This is a genomic window from Methylobacter tundripaludum SV96 (genome assembly GCF_000190755.2).
In the GTDB taxonomy this organism is placed as follows: domain Bacteria; phylum Pseudomonadota; class Gammaproteobacteria; order Methylococcales; family Methylomonadaceae; genus Methylobacter_A; species Methylobacter_A tundripaludum.
This window is the reverse complement of record NZ_JH109152.1, coordinates 2,152,044-2,169,593: the sequence shown is the minus strand read 5'-3', so window position 1 is coordinate 2,169,593 and position 17,550 is coordinate 2,152,044. Positions and strand designations below refer to the sequence as shown.

At 51.6% G+C, this 17,550-nt stretch carries 16 protein-coding genes; 10 read left to right on the top strand and 6 right to left on the bottom strand.

What is annotated here, in order from left to right; translation table 11 throughout:
* The first annotated feature begins 81 nt into the window (after positions 1–81).
* The 10 genes from METTU_RS09805 (at position 82) to gmk (ending at position 10,617) form a co-directional block, all read left to right on the top strand.
* A complete protein-coding gene (locus tag METTU_RS09805; RefSeq protein WP_006891308.1) occupies positions 82–1,476 on the top strand; it encodes a putative porin in 1,395 nt (464 codons plus the stop codon).
* Between the two features lie 138 nt (positions 1,477–1,614).
* Positions 1,615–2,169, top strand: a complete 555-nt coding sequence (locus tag METTU_RS09800; RefSeq protein WP_006891306.1) for an FMN-binding protein — start codon at positions 1,615–1,617, stop codon at positions 2,167–2,169.
* A complete protein-coding gene (locus METTU_RS09795; RefSeq protein ID WP_006891305.1) occupies positions 2,169–2,672 on the top strand; it encodes an Aq_1264-related membrane protein in 504 nt (167 codons plus the stop codon). Before METTU_RS09800 ends, METTU_RS09795 begins: the two co-directional genes overlap by 1 nt.
* 252 nt (positions 2,673–2,924) lie before the next feature.
* Positions 2,925–4,115 (top strand): cytochrome-c peroxidase, encoded by a 1,191-nt coding sequence (locus METTU_RS09790; RefSeq protein WP_006891304.1) that lies wholly within the window; start codon positions 2,925–2,927, stop codon positions 4,113–4,115.
* Positions 4,116–4,131: 16 nt separating this feature from the next.
* The gene (locus METTU_RS09785; RefSeq protein WP_006891302.1) at positions 4,132–5,208 is read left to right on the top strand and encodes a metallophosphoesterase family protein; all 1,077 of its coding nucleotides are present in this window, start codon (positions 4,132–4,134) and stop codon (positions 5,206–5,208) included.
* 21 nt (positions 5,209–5,229) lie between these two features.
* Positions 5,230–5,634 carry a hypothetical protein gene (locus tag METTU_RS09780; protein WP_006891301.1) on the top strand — a complete coding sequence of 135 codons (405 nt, stop codon included), beginning with the start codon at positions 5,230–5,232 and terminating at the stop codon, positions 5,632–5,634.
* A gap of 313 nt (positions 5,635–5,947) precedes the next feature.
* On the top strand, positions 5,948–7,393 hold the full coding sequence (gene gnd / locus METTU_RS09775; RefSeq protein WP_006891300.1) for a decarboxylating NADP(+)-dependent phosphogluconate dehydrogenase: 1,446 nt from the start codon (positions 5,948–5,950) through the stop codon (positions 7,391–7,393).
* A gap of 63 nt (positions 7,394–7,456) precedes the next feature.
* On the top strand, positions 7,457–8,944 hold the full coding sequence (gene zwf, locus METTU_RS09770) for a glucose-6-phosphate dehydrogenase (protein ID WP_006891299.1): 1,488 nt from the start codon (positions 7,457–7,459) through the stop codon (positions 8,942–8,944).
* A complete protein-coding gene (pgl, locus tag METTU_RS09765) occupies positions 8,945–9,628 on the top strand; it encodes a 6-phosphogluconolactonase (protein WP_006891298.1) in 684 nt (227 codons plus the stop codon). It begins immediately after the preceding gene.
* 374 nt (positions 9,629–10,002) lie between these two features.
* Positions 10,003–10,617: a guanylate kinase gene (gmk, locus tag METTU_RS09760; protein WP_006891297.1), complete on the top strand. Its 615-nt coding sequence runs from the start codon at positions 10,003–10,005 to the stop codon at positions 10,615–10,617.
* Between the two features lie 185 nt (positions 10,618–10,802).
* Here the strand turns inward: gmk and METTU_RS09755 are convergent, their stop codons facing one another.
* The 6 genes from METTU_RS09755 to METTU_RS09730 form a co-directional block, all read right to left on the bottom strand.
* Entirely contained in the window at positions 10,803–11,108 is a 306-nt protein-coding gene (locus tag METTU_RS09755; protein WP_006891296.1) for a DUF3240 family protein, read from the bottom strand.
* Positions 11,105–14,167: an efflux RND transporter permease subunit gene (locus METTU_RS09750; RefSeq protein WP_006891295.1), complete on the bottom strand. Its 3,063-nt coding sequence runs from the start codon at positions 14,165–14,167 to the stop codon at positions 11,105–11,107. The genes METTU_RS09755 and METTU_RS09750 overlap by 4 nt, the downstream gene beginning before the upstream one ends.
* Entirely contained in the window at positions 14,160–14,603 is a 444-nt protein-coding gene (locus METTU_RS09745; RefSeq protein ID WP_006891294.1) for a hypothetical protein, read from the bottom strand. Before METTU_RS09745 ends, METTU_RS09750 begins: the two co-directional genes overlap by 8 nt.
* Positions 14,603–15,715, bottom strand: a complete 1,113-nt coding sequence (locus METTU_RS09740; RefSeq protein ID WP_006891293.1) for an efflux RND transporter periplasmic adaptor subunit — start codon at positions 15,713–15,715, stop codon at positions 14,603–14,605. Before METTU_RS09740 ends, METTU_RS09745 begins: the two co-directional genes overlap by 1 nt.
* Positions 15,712–16,986: a TolC family protein gene (locus tag METTU_RS09735; protein ID WP_006891292.1), complete on the bottom strand. Its 1,275-nt coding sequence runs from the start codon at positions 16,984–16,986 to the stop codon at positions 15,712–15,714. The genes METTU_RS09740 and METTU_RS09735 overlap by 4 nt, the downstream gene beginning before the upstream one ends.
* A 128-nt stretch (positions 16,987–17,114) precedes the next feature.
* The gene (locus tag METTU_RS09730; protein ID WP_006891291.1) at positions 17,115–17,465 is read right to left on the bottom strand and encodes a DUF3147 family protein; all 351 of its coding nucleotides are present in this window, start codon (positions 17,463–17,465) and stop codon (positions 17,115–17,117) included.
* Between the last annotated feature and the right edge of the window lie 85 nt (positions 17,466–17,550).

The window sequence follows — 17,550 nt, the reverse complement described above, 5'->3', positions numbered from 1 at the left end:
GTCTTAAATAAGAATCGTTTGCGTCATCATAACCATTTACTTTATACTGCTTTTACCCATTATTTGTGAGAGGCCGTATCAATGAAAAAAAATAAATTTTTAAAAAGCGGGATACTAGCAGCACTTGTCACTTTGAGCGCGCCTGCCAGCGCACTGGAAAAACCGCAGACTATGGAAGATATGTGGAAAATCATCCAGGCACAGCAAAAGCAAATTGATGAAATGAAAGCAGGGATGCAGGCGGCCCCTGTTCCAGCCAAAACGGCCGGTGCCGACGTAAAAACTTTAGAACGAAAAACCGATGTCTTGAGCCAGGAAGTTGAGAAATTGCGCACCAACCTGACTATTCCGGATGAAGTCCAGTATAAAAGCGCTTATGGCTTGGGACCTGCGGCATCCAAGGTCTATCAGGTAGGCAAAGGTCTGTCGATCGGCGGTTACGGCGAAGCCAATTATCAGGCCACCGTCGGCGACGAAAAAACCAAGAATGATAATGCCGATTTTGAACGAATGGTGTTGTATGCCGGTTACAAGTTCACTGACAGTATTTTATTTAACAGTGAGCTTGAATTTGAGCACGGTTCGACCGCTAATGGCGGCTCGGTATCGGTCGAGTTTGCGGCGCTGGATTTCTTTATCGATCCGATGGCTAATGTTCGCGCCGGTATGGTGTTAATGCCGATGGGTTTCGTCAACCTGATTCACGAACCGCCGTTTTATTTCGGCAATAACCGCCCTGAAGTGGAGCGGCAGATTCTCCCGAGTACTTGGCGTGATGTTGGCGTAGGCCTGTTTGGCGAAGTGTTGCCGAACCTGACTTATACCGCCTATGTCGTAAACGGCCTGGACGCCAAAAATTTTACTGCTGACGGCATCCGTTCCGGCAGGCAGCAAGGCAGTCAGGCCAAAGCCGAAGACCTGGCGTTTGTCGGACGACTGGATTATGCGCCTGCCGTGGTGCCGGGCTTGTCATTCGGGGGCTCCGCGTATTTGGGCAACTCCGGGCAAAATCAAACCTTTACCAATCTAACGACGAAAGCCCAACAGAACGTCAACGCCTTTATCCAGCTGTATGAAGGCCATGTGCAATGGAAATATCACGGACTGGAGTTCCGTACTTTAGGTTCCTGGGGACATATCGACGATGCAGGCGTGCTGAGTGCCGCCAAAGGCCAAACCATCGGCGAAGAAAACTACGGTTGGTACAGCGAAGTCGGTTACGACATATTGCCGTTGCTGAGTCCCAATACCACGCAATATCTGGCGCCATTTTTCCGTTATGAACAGCTGGATACTATCGCCACCGCGCCGGTCGGCTTTTCTGACGATGAAACGAAAAACAAGAAAATTTACCAGTTCGGCTTGCAATACAAGCCCATCCCCAATGTCGTCATCAAAGCCGATTATCGCAATTTCACGGCCAAAAAAGGCAGCTTGCCGGATGATTTCAACTTGGGCTTCGGCTTTATTTTCTAACTCATCAGCATTTCTCGGCATAAAGAACACGAACGACTGCCGCCGTTCGTGTTCTTTGCGGTAAATTGTTTGTTGGTGGTGTTAAACTATTTGCGTTTATCCACCTAAGTTTAATCAATTCAGCAAACGAGACACACTATGAAAACAATCAGGCAAGGGGGATTTTTTATTCTCTTTTTATTGCTGTTGACCGCAGTAACCCCAAGCTTCGCCACAATCTTTTACAGCAAGAATGAAGCGCTGGAACTGGCGTTCGGCAAAAGCGCACAGGTCGAGCAGTTATCGTTATTCCCCGATGAGCAACAAGTCGCCAAAATCGAGGAGCTGGCCAAGGTTAAACTCGATTCCGGCCTGTTTACGTTCTATGTCGGCAAAGATCAAGGCAAGGTACTCGGTTATGCGGCGATTGAAACCGGTACGGTCCGAACCAAACCGGAAACCTTGATGATAGTGCTGACCGCGGATGGCGAATTACGCAATGTCACTACCCTCGCTTTCCATGAGCCGCCGGAATATCAACCGCCGGAACGCTGGTTTGAACAGTTATATAAGCGTCCGTTAGCGGAAATGGATTTTAATAAAGGTGTCGACGGCATCAGCGGCGCAACCTTAAGCACCCGAGCGGCCGTCAGCAGCGTTCGCAAAGTGATGGCGATTTATCAAATTCTGGTAAAAGATCAGGGTCAACATTAATGCGTTATTTTGTTACCGGCGAGCAGCATCGCAAATCCTTACTCAATGCCCTGGTGTTAATGTTTCTGGTGTATATCGCGTTGTTATGGGTCAGTAACGGCATGATGTATTTTCATCATATGGACTTAACGCCCGATTCCGTAATTGCCTATTATCTGGGTTCCGAAGAACAGTTTACCCAGCCGCGCAGTTATCAGGGCATGCTGGAAGTTTCGCATTTTCATCTGTTCTCGATGGGCATGCTGGTGCTGACCTTAACCCATTTAATGCTGATGACCGAGTTCTCGGTGCGGCTGAAAATCTGGCTAAGCAGCTCGACATACGCGGCGGCATTGGCCGATGAAGCAGGCGGCTGGCTGGTCCGATTTGTCGATCCGCTATTTGCCTATTTCAAAATTGCCGCATTCGTGGTGCTGGAACTCTCACTGGCGGCTTTATTGATTGTAGTCATTACCACACTGGTGCGCGCCAGGATTCAGATGAGCAAAGCCCGTTCCGAATAACCCCCCGCTTTTTTATTTACCGCGAAGCAAACAGTCCTCTTCGCGGTAAATCCACGCTTATTCCATCCAGCTACTCTTAGCTACGCAGGCCCTTAATGGAAGCATCAAATTAGGTGATTCTACTAATTGCCTGAACGATCCGCTTCCTCTAACCTCCATACTCTAGCTATTTTTATCACGCCACCTGAATCCGGGCTGGACGATAACAAAAACAACACTCCCTATTCGCTACGATTCATCAGGAGGCCCACCATGCGCTATGCCTTATTGCCGGTTCTTGTTCTGGCGACTTTATTCGCCCAAAAGCAGGCCGACACCAAACCGCTGGCTGAGCCGGCCGCCGTCAATCCCCAATCAGTCCCCGATAAAAATAATCTGCTAGGTTTGCCGCCGCTGCCAATACCGGCAAACAACCCGCAAACCCCGGACAAAATTGCGCTGGGGGATAAACTGTTTCATGACAAACGCTTTTCTGTCGATGGCACCGTCAGCTGCTCAAAATGCCATGACGATAAACAAGCGTTTACCGACGGCCTGCCTGTTTCGATCGGTCACCACGGGCTGACCGGAACGCGCAATGCTTCCACCGTGCTCAATGCCGCATTCAACCAGTCACAATTCTGGGACGGACGCGAACCGGATCTGGAAGGTCAAGCCAAACAGCCGTTAATCAACCCGGTTGAACACGGCTTGACCGACCATAAACAGGTGCTCGAAATCATCCGCACCGATCCTGATTATCTTGCCACCTTCCAATCCGTATTTGATGTCAGCGCTAAAAAACTGACCATAGACCATGTCGCCAAAGCCATTGCCAGCTTCGAGCGCACCCTGATTGCCGGGAATTCACCGTTCGACCGTTATTATTTCAACGGCAAAACCGATGCGATGACCGATGCCCAGATTCGCGGATTCGAGCTTTTCATTGGCCAAGGCCGGTGCGTTTCCTGCCATACCATTGAGCAGGATCACGCGCTTTTTACCGACAATCGTTTTCACAATATCGGTGTCGGCATCAATCAAATTCAGCAAGACATTTCCCGGCTAACCCAGGCTTTTCTGGAGGCTAAAAATAAAGGCGGCCAAGTCGATACGATGGTATTGACCGATAAAAAGTCGTCGGAATTGGGCCGCTTTGCCGTAACCGATGAATTAAGCCAAATCGGCGCGTTCAAAACGCCTACCTTGCGCAATGTCGAGTTGACCGCGCCCTACATGCACGACGGCAGCCTGAAAACATTGAAAGAGGTGATGGTTCACTATAACAACGGCGGCGTGAACAAGGCGGACGAACGGGTGAACGATTTCCTGAGCGGCGGCATCCGTCCGCTGAATCTGACCGACCCGCAGCTGAACGATCTGGTGGCTTTTATGAAGGCGCTGACCAGCTCATGGTCCGGTTCCAGATATGCCAATCCGATACCCACCCAAGCGGCCAACTGAATGAGGAATTCACGTTATGAACACCATCGATAACAGTCGCCGGAATTTCATCAAAACCGCGGGTACTTTAGCCATCGGCACCACCTTACCGATCAGCTTGGTCGAACTGGCCTTTGCGGAAAGCAGCCAAAACTTCACCTTTGCCTATATTTCGGATGCCCATATCCAGCATATTAAAGACAACCGTTTTGTCAGAAACTGGGATCGTGGCCTGATCCGCGCCGTTGCGGAAACCAATCTGCTGACGCCCAAACCGGATTTTGTGATGTTCGGCGGCGATTTAGCGCAGCTTGGCAGCAAGCCCGAACTGGATCATGGCGCGGAAATCCTGTCGGCCTTGCATGGCAATGTTCATTACGTGATGGGTGAACACGATTATTACCTGGATCTGGGCGAATATTGGGGGAAGTTGTTCGGCCCCCAATACTACAGCTTCGACCATAAAGGCGTGCATTTCGTAGTGCTGAACAGTATCAAAACCTATGACGACTGGACCTTCAAGCGCTGGCCGACCGCCGAACAACGGATGCTGGAAATGGCCGATCTCGACAACCCGAACGGTTCGCCGTTCATGGTTGGCGAGGAGCAGCGAGTGTGGCTGAAAGATGACCTGGACAAGATCGACAAAGATACGCCGGTGGTGGTATTTTCCCATTCGCCGTTACAGAAAATCTACAAAGGCTGGAATTTCTGGACCGAAGATGCCGACCAAGTTCAGGCTCTGCTGCAACCGTTTAACAAGGTATCCGTCATTTACGGTCACGTCCACCAGATCCAGTACAACCAGATCGGCAATATCAGTTTCAACTCGGTGATGGCAACCGCCTGGCCGTGGCCTTATCCGCAAGCTTATGCCCAGGCGGAACAATATTTGCCCAAATTGACGGTGCCGATGAACCGGGCCGATCCGTTTTTTGACCGCGATGCCACCGGCTGGCAGTTTATCAACATAGCCAATGGCAACCTGGATTTGAATTACACGCTTTATAACAACACCAGCCGGATTGTCCGCTACAACACGGATAAAAAACGTCCGGAAGACGTTGCCTATCAGGACGAAAAGGCGCGGATTGTCCCCCAAACACATTATTAGCCGCGGCACAGGAGCAAAAACATGTCTACTTATCAAAAAACAGCGATGGCGCTGTGTTTGGCGTTTGCATCCACCGGTTCATCGTTGGCCGATGAATTTACCGAGGCCGATGTGCAACGCTGGCAGCAACAATTTATGGCCGTTGTGGGCGAAGGCCGCGAGTTATGGACCAGCCCCAAGTTAGGTACCAACGGCGTCGCCTGCGCCCAGTGCCATCCCAATGCCGCTAATACCCATCCCGAAACCTATCCGAAATTTCAAAAACAGCTGGGTAAAGTCGTGCCGCTTTGGCAAATGATCAACTGGTGTCTTAAAAATCCGCTGGAAGGACAGCCTCTGGCAGCCGACGATCCGAAAATGACCGTGCTACAGGCTTATGTTACCTATGAAAGACGGGGCGTAAAACTGGAGCCGGGCAAGCATTGATTTAACCCTGAAAAATCAATTGTCCACGAAAAACACGAAAGGCACGAAAACAATGTTACGCTGGTTCCCAAGCTCCAGCTTGGGAACCCAGATAGCGAAGCTCCAGCTTCGCGGGACAGGAAGCTGGAACTTCCGACACTGAATTCCCAAGCTGGAGCTTGGGAACTAGTACTCACTAAAATCTTTAACTTAAGCGCTGTGCCCCGAAACACTATAGCCATAACAGAATGTTTTTTCGTGCCTTTCGTGGACAAATCGCCGTTCGTTTTCAGGTTTAACAAACAATTTAAAATCACTCTTCAAGAAGACAACTATGAAAGCAAATATCGGCTTAATCGGCCTAGCCGTCATGGGACAAAACCTGGCGCTTAATATGAACGACCACGGTTTTAAGGTGGCGGTCTATAACCGCACTACGAGTACAGTCGATGAGTTCCTGACCGGCCCCGCCAAAAACACGCAGATTATCGGCACGCACTCGCTGGAAGAGCTGATCGACAACCTGGAATCGCCGCGCATCGTCATGTTGATGGTGAAAGCGGGCGAAGTCGTCGATCAGTACATCGACAAGTTAACACCGCTGTTATCAGCCGACGATATTATTGTTGACGGCGGCAATTCGCTATTCACCGACACCGCTCGCCGCATGCTCTCCCTGCAACAACAAAACATCCTTTACATAGGCGCAGGCGTTTCCGGCGGCGAGCAAGGTGCAAGACACGGCCCGTCTATCATGCCCGGCGGCAATAAAGCCGCATGGCCTATCGTCAAAACCATTTTCCAGTCCATCAGCGCGCAGGTTAATGGCGAGCCGTGCTGCGAATGGGTTGGCGATAACGGGGCCGGGCATTACGTCAAGATGGTGCATAACGGCATCGAGTACGGCGACATGCAGTTGATCGGCGAGGCTTACCAACTGATGTCCGACGGCTTGGGCTTAGGCGCTAATGAAATGCACTCGATATTTGCCGCGTGGAATCAGGGCCCGTTAAATTCTTACCTGATTGAAATTACCGCCGCCATTTTGGCGTACAAAGATGAAGACGGTCAGCTGCTGCTGAAAAAAATCCTCGACACCGCCGGGCAAAAAGGCACCGGCAAATGGGCGGGCATCAATGCCTTGGACTTGGGTATTCCGTTAACCTTGATCGGCGAGTCGGTATTTGCCCGCTGCTTGTCCGCGCAAAAAGAGGAACGGGTTAAGGCCGCGTCCGTACTGCCTAAACGCGCACTGCGGTTTATCGGCGACAAAAAAGCCATGATCAATGCCATCGGCGATGCGTTGTACGCGGCCAAGATTATTTCCTATGCACAGGGTTTTCGTTTGATGCGCGAAGCGTCGAAAGAATACGGCCTGTCACTCAATTATGGCGATATTGCGCTGATGTGGCGCGGCGGCTGTATTATTCGCAGCCTGTTTTTAAACGACATCAAACAAGCCTACGATGCCAATCCCGATCTGGAAAACCTGCTGTTCGCCGATTTCTTTGCCAAGACCATGAAACAAGCCGACGAAGGCTGGCGTAAAGCGGTAATATTAGGCATCGAGCTCAGCATCCCGACCCCGGCATTGTCCTCCGCCCTGGCGTATTACGACGGCTATCGCAGTGAAAAACTGCCGGCTAATTTATTGCAGGCGCAACGGGATTATTTCGGCGCGCATACCTATGAACGGACAGATCAACCCCGAGGCCGGTTTTTTCATACCGATTGGACCGGGCATGGCGGTAAAACGGCATCTACTAGCTATACTGTTTAAACTTAAACCGGACAAGCCGGAACCAAAACTAAAAGCTTTTTATTCACCACGAAGGCGCTACCGATGAAAGCCGAACCCTGTACCTACGCCATTTTTGGCGCCACCGGAAATTTGTCCCGGATTAAATTAATGCCGGCGCTGTATCATCTGGATGCCGCAAACCGCTTGCCTGAAGGCACCCGTATTCTGGCAATAGGCCGCAGACCGTGGGATCAGCAGAAATGGCTGGAAGAAGCTAGGCAGATGATTCAGGCCAAGGCTCCAGGCGATTTTGATGAAACCGTATTCCAGCGTTTTAGCGCCCGCCTGTATTATCATCAAGGCGATATAAAGCAGGCGCAGTGCTATACGGAACTGGTCGACACGCTCAACCGGGAAAACCAATTCCCTAAAAACATCGCGTTCTATCTTTCTATCAGTCCCGCTGACTTTGGCACCGTCATGGAGATGTTAAGCACTAACCGCTTATTCGATGAAGAACACGGTTGGCGACGGGTCATTATTGAAAAACCTTTCGGTTATGATCTGGACAGCGCCCAGGCCCTGCAAAAACGCATCAGCCGCTATTTAACGGAACAGCAAATTTACCGCATCGATCATTATCTGGGTAAAGGCACCGTGCAAAATGTGCTGGTGTTTCGTTTTGCCAATGTGATGCTGGAACCGTTATGGAACCGCAATTATATCGACCATATCCAGATCACCCACTCCGAGGACATAGGCATAGGCAGCCGCGCCGATTACTATGACAACGCCGGAGCCATGCGCGACATGCTGCAAAGCCACCTGCTGCAACTGCTGACGCTGGTCGCCATGGAACCGCCGGTTTCGATGGATGCCGAGTCCCTGCGCGACGAAAAAGTCAAAGTCCTGAAATCCATCCGTCCTATTCCCAGAGAAGCGGTACACGGGCATGCCTTCCGCGCTCAATATACCAAAGGCCGTATCGGCGGCGAGCAAGTGGGCGGCTATCTTCAGGAAGACGGCATACCGGCGAACAGCATGACCGAAACCTATGCCGCGATAAAACTGTATATCGATAACTGGCGCTGGCGGGGCGTGCCTTTTTACCTGCGTACCGGCAAGCGCATGGCCAAGGCGCAATCGACCATTTCGATTTGTTTTCGCCACCCGCCGCTACAGTTTTTCCGAGGCACCGAAGTGCAATGCATGAACCCCAACTGGGTGCTGTTGGGCATACAGCCGGAAGAGTGCATCCGCATTGAAATGACCGTCAAAGAGCCCGGCCTGGAGATGCGCACCCGCTCCACCAGCCTGGACGCCAGCTTCCGCCAGCAGAATGAAAAACCCATCGATGCCTATGAAGACTTATTGCTGGACGTATTAAAAGGCGACCGCTCATTATTTCTGCGCTTTGATGAAGTAGAATATGCGTGGCGCATTGTCGACCCCATCCTGCAAACCTGGGCGATTGAACGTGACTATATTGCCACGTACCCCGCCGGTTCCTGGGGGCCTGAAGACAGCCGCCGCTTATTCGACAAAGAAAGCCAATCCTGGCGCAGCTCATTAACCCCGGAGTGTAACTAAATGCAAAACAACAGCCGCTGGCATTATCTGGAAACCGCAGAACAAGTAGCAGAGGCCGCCTGTCAGCAAATTCTTAACGCCGCAACATCGGCTATTTCGGAACGCGGCAAATTCAAGCTGGTGCTAGCCGGAGGCGGCACCCCGGAAAAAGTCTATCGACTGCTGACCGAGTCGAATGCCGACTGGGCCAACTGGCACATTTATTACGGCGACGAACGCTGTCTTCCCGCAGATCATCAGGATCGAAACAGCCTGATGGCAAGCCGGGTTTTACTGGACAACGTGGCTATTCCGGCCAATCAGGTCTTTACCATTCCCGCCGAACGGGGTCCGGAACAAGCCGCTGAAAGCTATAGATTAACCGTCGCCGAGGCCGGTGCATTCGATATGGTGTTGCTGGGCATGGGCGAGGACGGCCATACCGCCAGCCTGTTCCCCGGCCATCAGCATCAACAGGATGAACTGGTGCATGCCGTTTACAATTCACCCAAACCGCCGCCGGAGCGCGTTTCGATCAGCGCCAAGGCATTGAGCAACACACGGGAATTGATCTTCCTGATCACCGGCGCGAACAAGCAGGAAGCCGTCAACCTGTGGCGCTCAGGATCGGATTTGCCCGTTGCAACAATTGAACCGGAAAACCCTATCGATATTTATATCGATAGCGACGCGTTTAAGCCGTAGTTCATAAGTGTAAGGGGGCTTTGTCACGAAGAAAAGCACGCTCCGTCGTGAGAACGATATGAATCGCGGTTTGTTAATCATGCTCGTACAGGGTGCGGGCCATAGGACAGGAGTGCAGGCTTCGCCTGCTGTACAAGCGAAGCTTGTACTCCTGCCTTTCATTCTGCTGATTACCGCGTCCCAAGTTTAATGATCCGCATAGCTAACCCGATTGAAGATCGAAAACCGGAAAAACAGACCGCAGTTCTAACGGCTACTTTGTCCGAGCGGTGGCATCCTGTATCATGTAGGACCTTGTGTGTGCTCATACAAAATACATATCCATTCAGATTCGATCTTGAACCTTTCACCTCGAGCCTTTCACCTTAAGACTTATGAACATCGGCAAACTGTATATTATTTCCGCCCCATCCGGCGCCGGTAAAACCAGCCTGGTTAAACAATTGGTTGCCGATCTGGACGACCTGACCGTATCGGTCTCCCATACCACCCGCCAGATGCGCCCCGGCGAAGCACACGGCCAGGATTATTACTTTGTCAGTGTCGCTGACTTTCAAGCCATGCAGGAACAACAGGCGTTTCTTGAACATGCCCAGGTTTTCGATAATTTCTACGGCACAGCGCAGCAGACCGTGGAAGAAAACCTGAAACAGGGCTTGGATGTCATTCTGGAGATCGACTGGCAGGGCGCGGAGCAAATCAAAAAACTGCTGCCCGACAGTCTGTCGATTTTTATCCTGCCGCCATCGACGGAAGTGCTATTGCAGCGCCTCAGAAACCGGGGCCAGGATGGTGAAGAGATCATCGCCCGCCGGATGCGCGACGCGGTGACCGAAATCCGCCACCATGACGAGTTCGATTATCTGGTGGTTAATGACGATTTTGCACTGGCGCTGACCGAATTAAAAAGCATCATCATCGCCAACCGGTTAACCCGGCAACGCCAGTTGCATAATCTGCGGCCTTTATTGGCATCGTTGCTTTCGTAGGGACAGCTAAAACATTTATCGTTCCCACGCTCCGGCGTGGGAACGATAAAAAAAAGAATTTACTTCAATATTTCCAGAGCATGAACGCTGGAATACACGCATTGGCTGATTACAGCGTTCCCATGCCGAAGCGTGGGAACGTAAAAACTTCGTGCTCCTCGTGTCTTCGTGGTGCAAAAACGTCCTCAAATAACCCCGTTCTCAATCACCGGCAGCACCCAGTACTTAATCCCCGAACCGGAAAACTCCGCTCTCAGTTGCGCCAATAATTGGGCTAATCCATCCTCCGGCACGTACATTTGAAAGCGGACTTTTTTCTGCCGTCCGGTGACCTGTTCGGCCAGCGACAAGCCTTCATTTTTATGATCATGCGAATTGACCGGAAAACTGCTAAAGCCGTGTTCCGATTCCAGCATCAACAGACTATCGACAACCGCTTCTTCAAGGCTGAGCGGCACGTTGAGTGTGACTAAATATTCCTTGCTGTTCATTGCTTCTCCTCCGGTGACAGTCCGAATAATTTAAACAAAATCGGCAATAAAAATAAGGTTAAAAAGGTCGATGACACCAAGCCGCCTATCACTACGATAGCCAATGGGCGCTGAATTTCAGACCCCGGCCCGGTTGCAAACAGCAACGGAATCAGGCCGAATGCCGCGATGCTAGCGGTCATCAGTACCGGGCGCAAGCGCCGGGACGAACCGACCAGCACCACTTTAACCAAATCCATGCCGGTTGCGAGCAGCTGATTAAAATAGCTGACCATGACCACGCCGTTAAGCACGGCAATACCGAGCAGCGCGATAAAGCCGACCGATGCCGGTACCGATAAATACTCCCCGGATAACCATAAGGCGAAAACGCCGCCGACCATCGCCAACGGGATGTTGGAGAGCACCAATGCAGCCTGACGAACCGAACCGAAGGTTGAAAACAATAACAAGAAAATCAGCCCTAACGAAACCGGAACGACCAACGACAATGTCGCCGCAGCGCGTTGCTGGTTTTCGAACTGTCCGCCGAATTCAACGGTGTAGCCGGTCGGCAAATCTACCTTGTCGGCAACGGCCTTGCGGGCTTCATCGACAAAGCCGACCAAGTCCCGGTTCAGTACGTTGCTGGTAATGACCACGAAGCGCTGGCCTCGCTCCCTGCCCACCGACACGACGCCTTCCACTTTTTCTATTTTGGCAACCGCCGTGACCGGCACCTGCCCGCCACCCGGCAAGGTAATTTGCAAATTGTCAAAAGTAGCGGTATTGCTGTCGCCGCGTAAAATTAACGGCGTGCGCTTGATGCCTTCCTGGACCACGCCCAACTTTAAACCTTCGATCTGCGCGCGCAGCAACGTTTCAATGCTGTCGCTGTCCAGGCCCAAGCGCCCTGCGGCCGATTTATCGATGGTCAGTTGCAAAAACTGCATCCCGTCATTTTGCTTGGCGAACACATCGCTGGCGCCGGTTATGTTTTTCAGTACCTCCGCTATTTGTTGCGCTTTTTCATTTAACACGGCCAAGTCGGTGCCGAATAATTTGACCGCCACATCGCCGCGCGTTCCGGTCAGCATTTCCGAGACGCGCATTTCAATCGGCTGGGTAAACTGAAAGGCAATGCCCGGCGTTTGCGCCATGACCTTCCTGATCTCATCCAGCAATTGTTCTTTGCTGTCCATGCGCCATTGCTTTTTAGGCTTGAGTATCAAAAAGGTATCGGTATCGTTCAAACTCATCGGATCAAGCCCCAACTCATCCGAGCCGACGCGGCCGACAACATCAATGATTTCGGGAATGTTTTTACGCAGGTTTTTTTGCACCTGAAGATCCAAGGCCACGGATTCCTCCAGGGTAATCGACGGCAATTTTTCCAACTGCACGATGATGTCGCCCTCATCCATAGTCGGCATAAAGGTGCTGCCGATCTGGGTAAAGACCAGTACGGTCACGGCCAACAGGGAACCTGCCGCGATAAATACCTTTTTGCTGTTGGCAAGACACCAGACTAAAGCGGGCTGATAAAGCTTTTGCAATTGTCTGGGCAGCCAGGGTTCTTCGTGCGACACCTCTTTCAGCAAATAAGAGGCGATCACCGGAATCACCGTCAGCGACAACACCAGCGAACCGCTGAGTGCAAACACAATGGTTAAGGCTACCGGCGTAAATAATTTACCTTCCAGCCCTTGCAAGGTCAGCAACGGTAAAAACACGATAATAATAATCAAAATGCCGGAGACAACCGGGGTAGCGACTTCGCGGGTGGCCCGGTAAATCACATGCAGTCGCGGCAAACGCTGGGCTTTTTCGACATGCGCCAGATGGGTGATCAGGTTTTCAACCACCACCACGGCGGCATCCACCAGCATACCGATCGCAATCGCAAGGCCGCCCAAGCTCATCAGGTTGGCCGACATGCCCATGTAGTTCATCAAAATGAAGGTGAACAGCGCCGCCAGCGGCAAGGCCAGTGCGACAACCAACGCGGCGCGCAAATTACCCAGAAATAAAATCAGCAGCACGATAACCAGCGCGATGGCTTCGAGCAGCGCATGTAAAACCGTATCTACCGCCTTGTCCACCAGGTTGCCGCGATTGTAAAAAACTTTGGCTTCCACGCCTTTAGGAAAGCCCGGGCTGATTTCGGCCAGTTTTTCTTCTATACCGGCAATGGTTTGCCTGGCGTTAGCGCCTCGCAAACTTAGCACCAGTCCGGTGACCGCTTCTCCTTCGCCATTTTTACTGACCGCACCGTAGCGGGTCAAAGCGCCGATTTTAATTTGAGCAACATCACCGACGGTAATAGGAACGCCGTTTCTGTTATCCACCGCGATAACGCCGACATCGTCCAGGGTTTTGATGCGGCCTTCGGCACGGACGATCAAGGCTTCCTCGCCATCGGTCAAACGGCCTGCGCCATCGTTGCGGTTATTGTTTTGCAGGGCAGCTGTCAGTTGAGCAATGCTGATGCCTCTGGCCGACATGCGGGTATTATCGGGTATGACTTCAAAACTCCTGACCATCCCGCCCAGCGAATTGACATCGGCAACGCCGGATACCGTGCGCAGTGCAGGCCTTATCACCCAGTCCAACAGACTGCGGCGTTCCATTAGGCTCAAGCCTCCGCCTTCCACGGTGAACATGAACATTTCGCCCAGCGGCGTGGTCATCGGCGCAATGCCGCCTTCGACACCCGCGGGTAAACTCCCCCACATCGTATTCAAGCGTTCGGCAATCTGCTGACGCGCCCAGAAAATATCCGTGCCTTCTTTAAAATCGACGGTAATGTCGGTCAACGCGTATTTGGCGATAGAACGCAGCATGGTTTGATGCGGAATACCCAGCAGCTCGACTTCGATCGGCGCAGTGATCCTGGCTTCGACTTCCTCGGGGGTCATGCCGGGCGCTTTGACGATCACCTTGACCTGGGTCGGCGACACTTCAGGAAAGGCGTCAATCGGAATGTTTTTAAAGGCGTAATAGCCTCCGCCTGCCAGCAGCACGACCAATAACATCATCATCAGCCGCTGACCCAGCGCAAAGCGAATCAAATTAGCCATTATTCATCGCTCCTAGCCAGTTGGCTTTAAGCGCAACCGCGCCGTTGATGACAATTATCGTTTCCACGCTCCGACGCTCATCTTTATACACAAGTCTGTCGAAGAGCGTCATTTCGCTATGGACGCTGGAATGGCGGGCTAGGATGTAGGCCGGAATAAGGCCATCCAAGCGCATAGCGCGAGGTGGCGTTTCCGGCGAGTTCGGGAGGTGTTTGCCGGAAACGCCAGTTCTCGCTGCCGCTCGAACCGGCTTATTCCGGCCTACTTCGAGATGTGTATAAATACGAGCGCTCCGGCGTGGGAATGCAGTTAGTGACGCTCCAGCGTCACGGTTAGCAACGCTGGAGCGTTGCCGAATGCGTTCCCACGCCGGAGCGTGGGAACGATGCGACATCATCAGCCGCTGACCCAGCGCAAAGCGAATCAAATTAGCCATTATTCATCGCTCCCCAGGCCCAGCCAGTTTGCTTTGAGCGCAACTGCGCCTTTAACGGCGATTTCTTCATCGCCGGTCAACTCGCCGCTGATAATGGACTCGTCACCCTGTTTACCGACTACGGTGACCGGAGTCACCGAAAATCCCTGTTGCGTGCGGATAAAAATAAAGGCTTTACCTTCATTCTGGGCAATCGCCGTATTGGGAACCTTAAAAGCCGCCTTGTCACTGGGCTGGATAATCCGGGTATTGAGTCTTTGTCCGGGGCGTAGAGAGGTAAAATCCTGCGTCTTTGTCACTACCGCTCTCGCCAGCATAGTCTGGTTTTCCGGGTTAACGCTTTGTCCCAATAAGGTGATTTTTGCTGTGATCTTGGTGTCTTCAACCGCCACCCGATCGCCTATTTTAATGCTGTCCATGCGTTCCTGCGGAATCGCAATTTCCAACCAAAGCTCATCCAGATTGGCGATACGGTATAACGGCGCCATCATATCGATATGCGTTCCGGCGACGGCCAAGCGCTCCAGCACCACTGCAGCAATGGGCGCCCGAACATTGAGCTGACGGGTTAAGCGGTGCGTTTGGGCAAGATGATTAACTTCGCCGGCCGTCATTCCGGCAATTTCCAGCAATTGCTTGTGTTCATCGGTCTCGGAAACAGAGGAATGATACTGGCTGCTGCTTTCCTGCCAGCGTCGATCAGGAATCACACCTTCTTCCAGCAATTTTTTATCCCGATTGTAGTTAATCAAGGAGGCTTGCTGTGCGGCGCCCGCTTTCAGGTATTCCCGTTGCAGCGTCAGCAGGTCGGGGCTGTTGAGCTGGGCTAGAACCTGCCCTTTTGCAACTTTATCGCCTATCGCCACATTCAGTTTGTCGATGACTCCGGCTTGCGATGCGCTGACAATATATTCCTGAGTCGGCGGAATCACCACTTTCGCCGGAGCGGACAACACCGGAATTTGCGTAACCGGCTCCGGTTTGCCCAATGTTACGCCGAGGTTTTCAAGATTTCCCTGGGAAATTTGAATAACGTTTTCAGCTGCATAACTGCCGAAACCGGCCAGACTCAATAACAACGCCATTGCAGAGCGGGTAAAAAACAGTCTCATGGCATAACTCCTATGACTTGATTATAAAGTGCAATATCACGCTGTAGCATGATTGCCCGTTGTTTGGCATTTAACACCGCTTGCTGGGTTCTGGACTGGATTTTTAACAAATCCATCAGATCGATTTCCCCGACCGAAAAGCTTAACTGGGTCATTTTTAAATGCTCTTCAGCAACTTGCTGTAACTCATTGGCAATACCCAATTCAGCCCGGTTGACCTCCAGGTTGTGTTCGGCCTCGTGATGCGCCTGTTCCAAATCGCGGGACAGTTGTTCGCGTTCCGCAATCAGTCTATTTAATTCGACATTAACCGCAGCAACCTGCCGCGCCATATGAGCGCTGCCGCCGAAAGGAACGGTAACGCCGATGTTGAAGCTTTCCGTTTGATTGCTTCGGGGATCATTAGTGAACCGGTCGCTGTTGATGCCGACCGCAAGATTGGTCTGGCCGGAGCCTATCAATTTAACCGCATTGAGTTCCGCCTGCTTGCGTTCGATCTGGTCGTTAATCGCCGCTAAGGCCGGATGATTTTGCTGAATTTCGGTTAGCTCAACCAGCTTTTCCTGGTACGCGCCTGGAATTCTGGTTATTTGCGTGATGCTGGTATAGCGTTTACGGGCATGCATTAATTCCGCTTCAGCCAGTGTTGCCGCTGAACGTTTTTGCAGCGATTCCGATTGCGCCAACAATAAATCGGCTCTGGGCAAATCGCCCAATTCGACGCGCCGCTGCACTTTAGCCAATAACTGATCGGTCAGCGTAAGCTCGGCTTTCGACTGTTCGTAACTTAAGTTTGCCAACGTCATATCCCAAAGGGCGGTTCTAATCAATCCTGCCACGCGTAATTTGACGGCCGCCGCTTGCGACATGGCACTGCTTTCCGCCAACTTTGCAGTCCTTTGTTCGGCATCGCGCTGGCCCAAATTCCATAACGGCACTTGCACCGTGCCGTCAATATAATGCAGGGTGCCGCTGGTCGCTTCCTGAAAACGCAGCCCCGCTTGCGACGCACCGGCAGTCCAACTGTCGCCGCGCCGCCCCATCGCCGCCGCCTCTTCTTCCAGCGATTTAAGCCAAGCCGTATCGGGATATTTCTCCAAGGTCAGATCAATGACTTTAGATAAACTCAAAGTCGCATCGCTTTCAATCGGGTCATGGTGCTCGACAACATGCGCCGCCTCGGCAAAGCTCAGCGCTATCGACGCAAAAAAAACAATATTCCCAAGCAGCAACTTAGGAATGAGCCTTCTGAAAAGGTTCAAAAAAAACATAGGTTAAACTCGATGCGGCGCTAACCGCGTTATAAAAATTTTATGAAAAACGGGTACATACGACTGCATGGATGCAGGTGGCAAAGGAATACCTGGCGTAGCGGTGGGCCAAGGTAACGTTTCGATACTTATAATTTAATACCATAACGCATCAATATTTGGGTCATTAAGAAATAGCATCCGGCCGTCACTGACATTGAAAGTCCCAGACTCAGATAAAAATTAACGCCATTCTTTAGCAAAATAGGTAAGCTGACAAAAAAAGCCAGGGAGGGAATAACCAGCCAAAAAACACCCGTTGCCAAATCAGACACTTTCGCAACATCCTTGGTATCAATGTAAAGCCAGAGTATCGCTAAAACAGATATGAGCGGCATTGAGGCAAATAAAGCGCCAATCAATGAACTTCGCTTCGATAGTTCCGATATCGCCACGATAAGCAGACTTGTAGCAATAACTTTGATTATTGTGTAGATCATTTTATGTCGCCGTTATTCTATTCCCGAATAATGGGAATAAGCTCAATGCAGTTTAGTGTAGAGACACAATAAATCACGCCTCCAT

What these genes read in the sequence shown, in the direction of transcription:
- METTU_RS09780 (WP_006891301.1), top strand. Translation starts at nt 5,230, where the DNA reads ATGTCTACTTATCAAAAAACAGCGATGGCGCTGTGTTTGGCGTTTGCA.
- METTU_RS09795 (WP_006891305.1), top strand. Translation starts at nt 2,169, where the DNA reads ATGCGTTATTTTGTTACCGGCGAGCAGCATCGCAAATCCTTACTCAAT.
- METTU_RS09730 (WP_006891291.1), bottom strand. Translation starts at nt 17,465, where the DNA reads ATGATCTACACAATAATCAAAGTTATTGCTACAAGTCTGCTTATCGTG.
- METTU_RS09735 (WP_006891292.1), bottom strand. Translation starts at nt 16,986, where the DNA reads ATGTTTTTTTTGAACCTTTTCAGAAGGCTCATTCCTAAGTTGCTGCTT.
- METTU_RS09740 (WP_006891293.1), bottom strand. Translation starts at nt 15,715, where the DNA reads ATGAGACTGTTTTTTACCCGCTCTGCAATGGCGTTGTTATTGAGTCTG.
- METTU_RS09755 (WP_006891296.1), bottom strand. Translation starts at nt 11,108, where the DNA reads ATGAACAGCAAGGAATATTTAGTCACACTCAACGTGCCGCTCAGCCTT.
- zwf (WP_006891299.1), top strand. Translation starts at nt 7,457, where the DNA reads ATGAAAGCCGAACCCTGTACCTACGCCATTTTTGGCGCCACCGGAAAT.
- pgl (WP_006891298.1), top strand. Translation starts at nt 8,945, where the DNA reads ATGCAAAACAACAGCCGCTGGCATTATCTGGAAACCGCAGAACAAGTA.
- gmk (WP_006891297.1), top strand. Translation starts at nt 10,003, where the DNA reads ATGAACATCGGCAAACTGTATATTATTTCCGCCCCATCCGGCGCCGGT.
- METTU_RS09750 (WP_006891295.1), bottom strand. Translation starts at nt 14,167, where the DNA reads ATGGCTAATTTGATTCGCTTTGCGCTGGGTCAGCGGCTGATGATGATG.
- gnd (WP_006891300.1), top strand. Translation starts at nt 5,948, where the DNA reads ATGAAAGCAAATATCGGCTTAATCGGCCTAGCCGTCATGGGACAAAAC.
- METTU_RS09800 (WP_006891306.1), top strand. Translation starts at nt 1,615, where the DNA reads ATGAAAACAATCAGGCAAGGGGGATTTTTTATTCTCTTTTTATTGCTG.
- METTU_RS09785 (WP_006891302.1), top strand. Translation starts at nt 4,132, where the DNA reads ATGAACACCATCGATAACAGTCGCCGGAATTTCATCAAAACCGCGGGT.
- METTU_RS09745 (WP_006891294.1), bottom strand. Translation starts at nt 14,603, where the DNA reads ATGGCTAATTTGATTCGCTTTGCGCTGGGTCAGCGGCTGATGATGTCG.
- METTU_RS09790 (WP_006891304.1), top strand. Translation starts at nt 2,925, where the DNA reads ATGCGCTATGCCTTATTGCCGGTTCTTGTTCTGGCGACTTTATTCGCC.
- METTU_RS09805 (WP_006891308.1), top strand. Translation starts at nt 82, where the DNA reads ATGAAAAAAAATAAATTTTTAAAAAGCGGGATACTAGCAGCACTTGTC.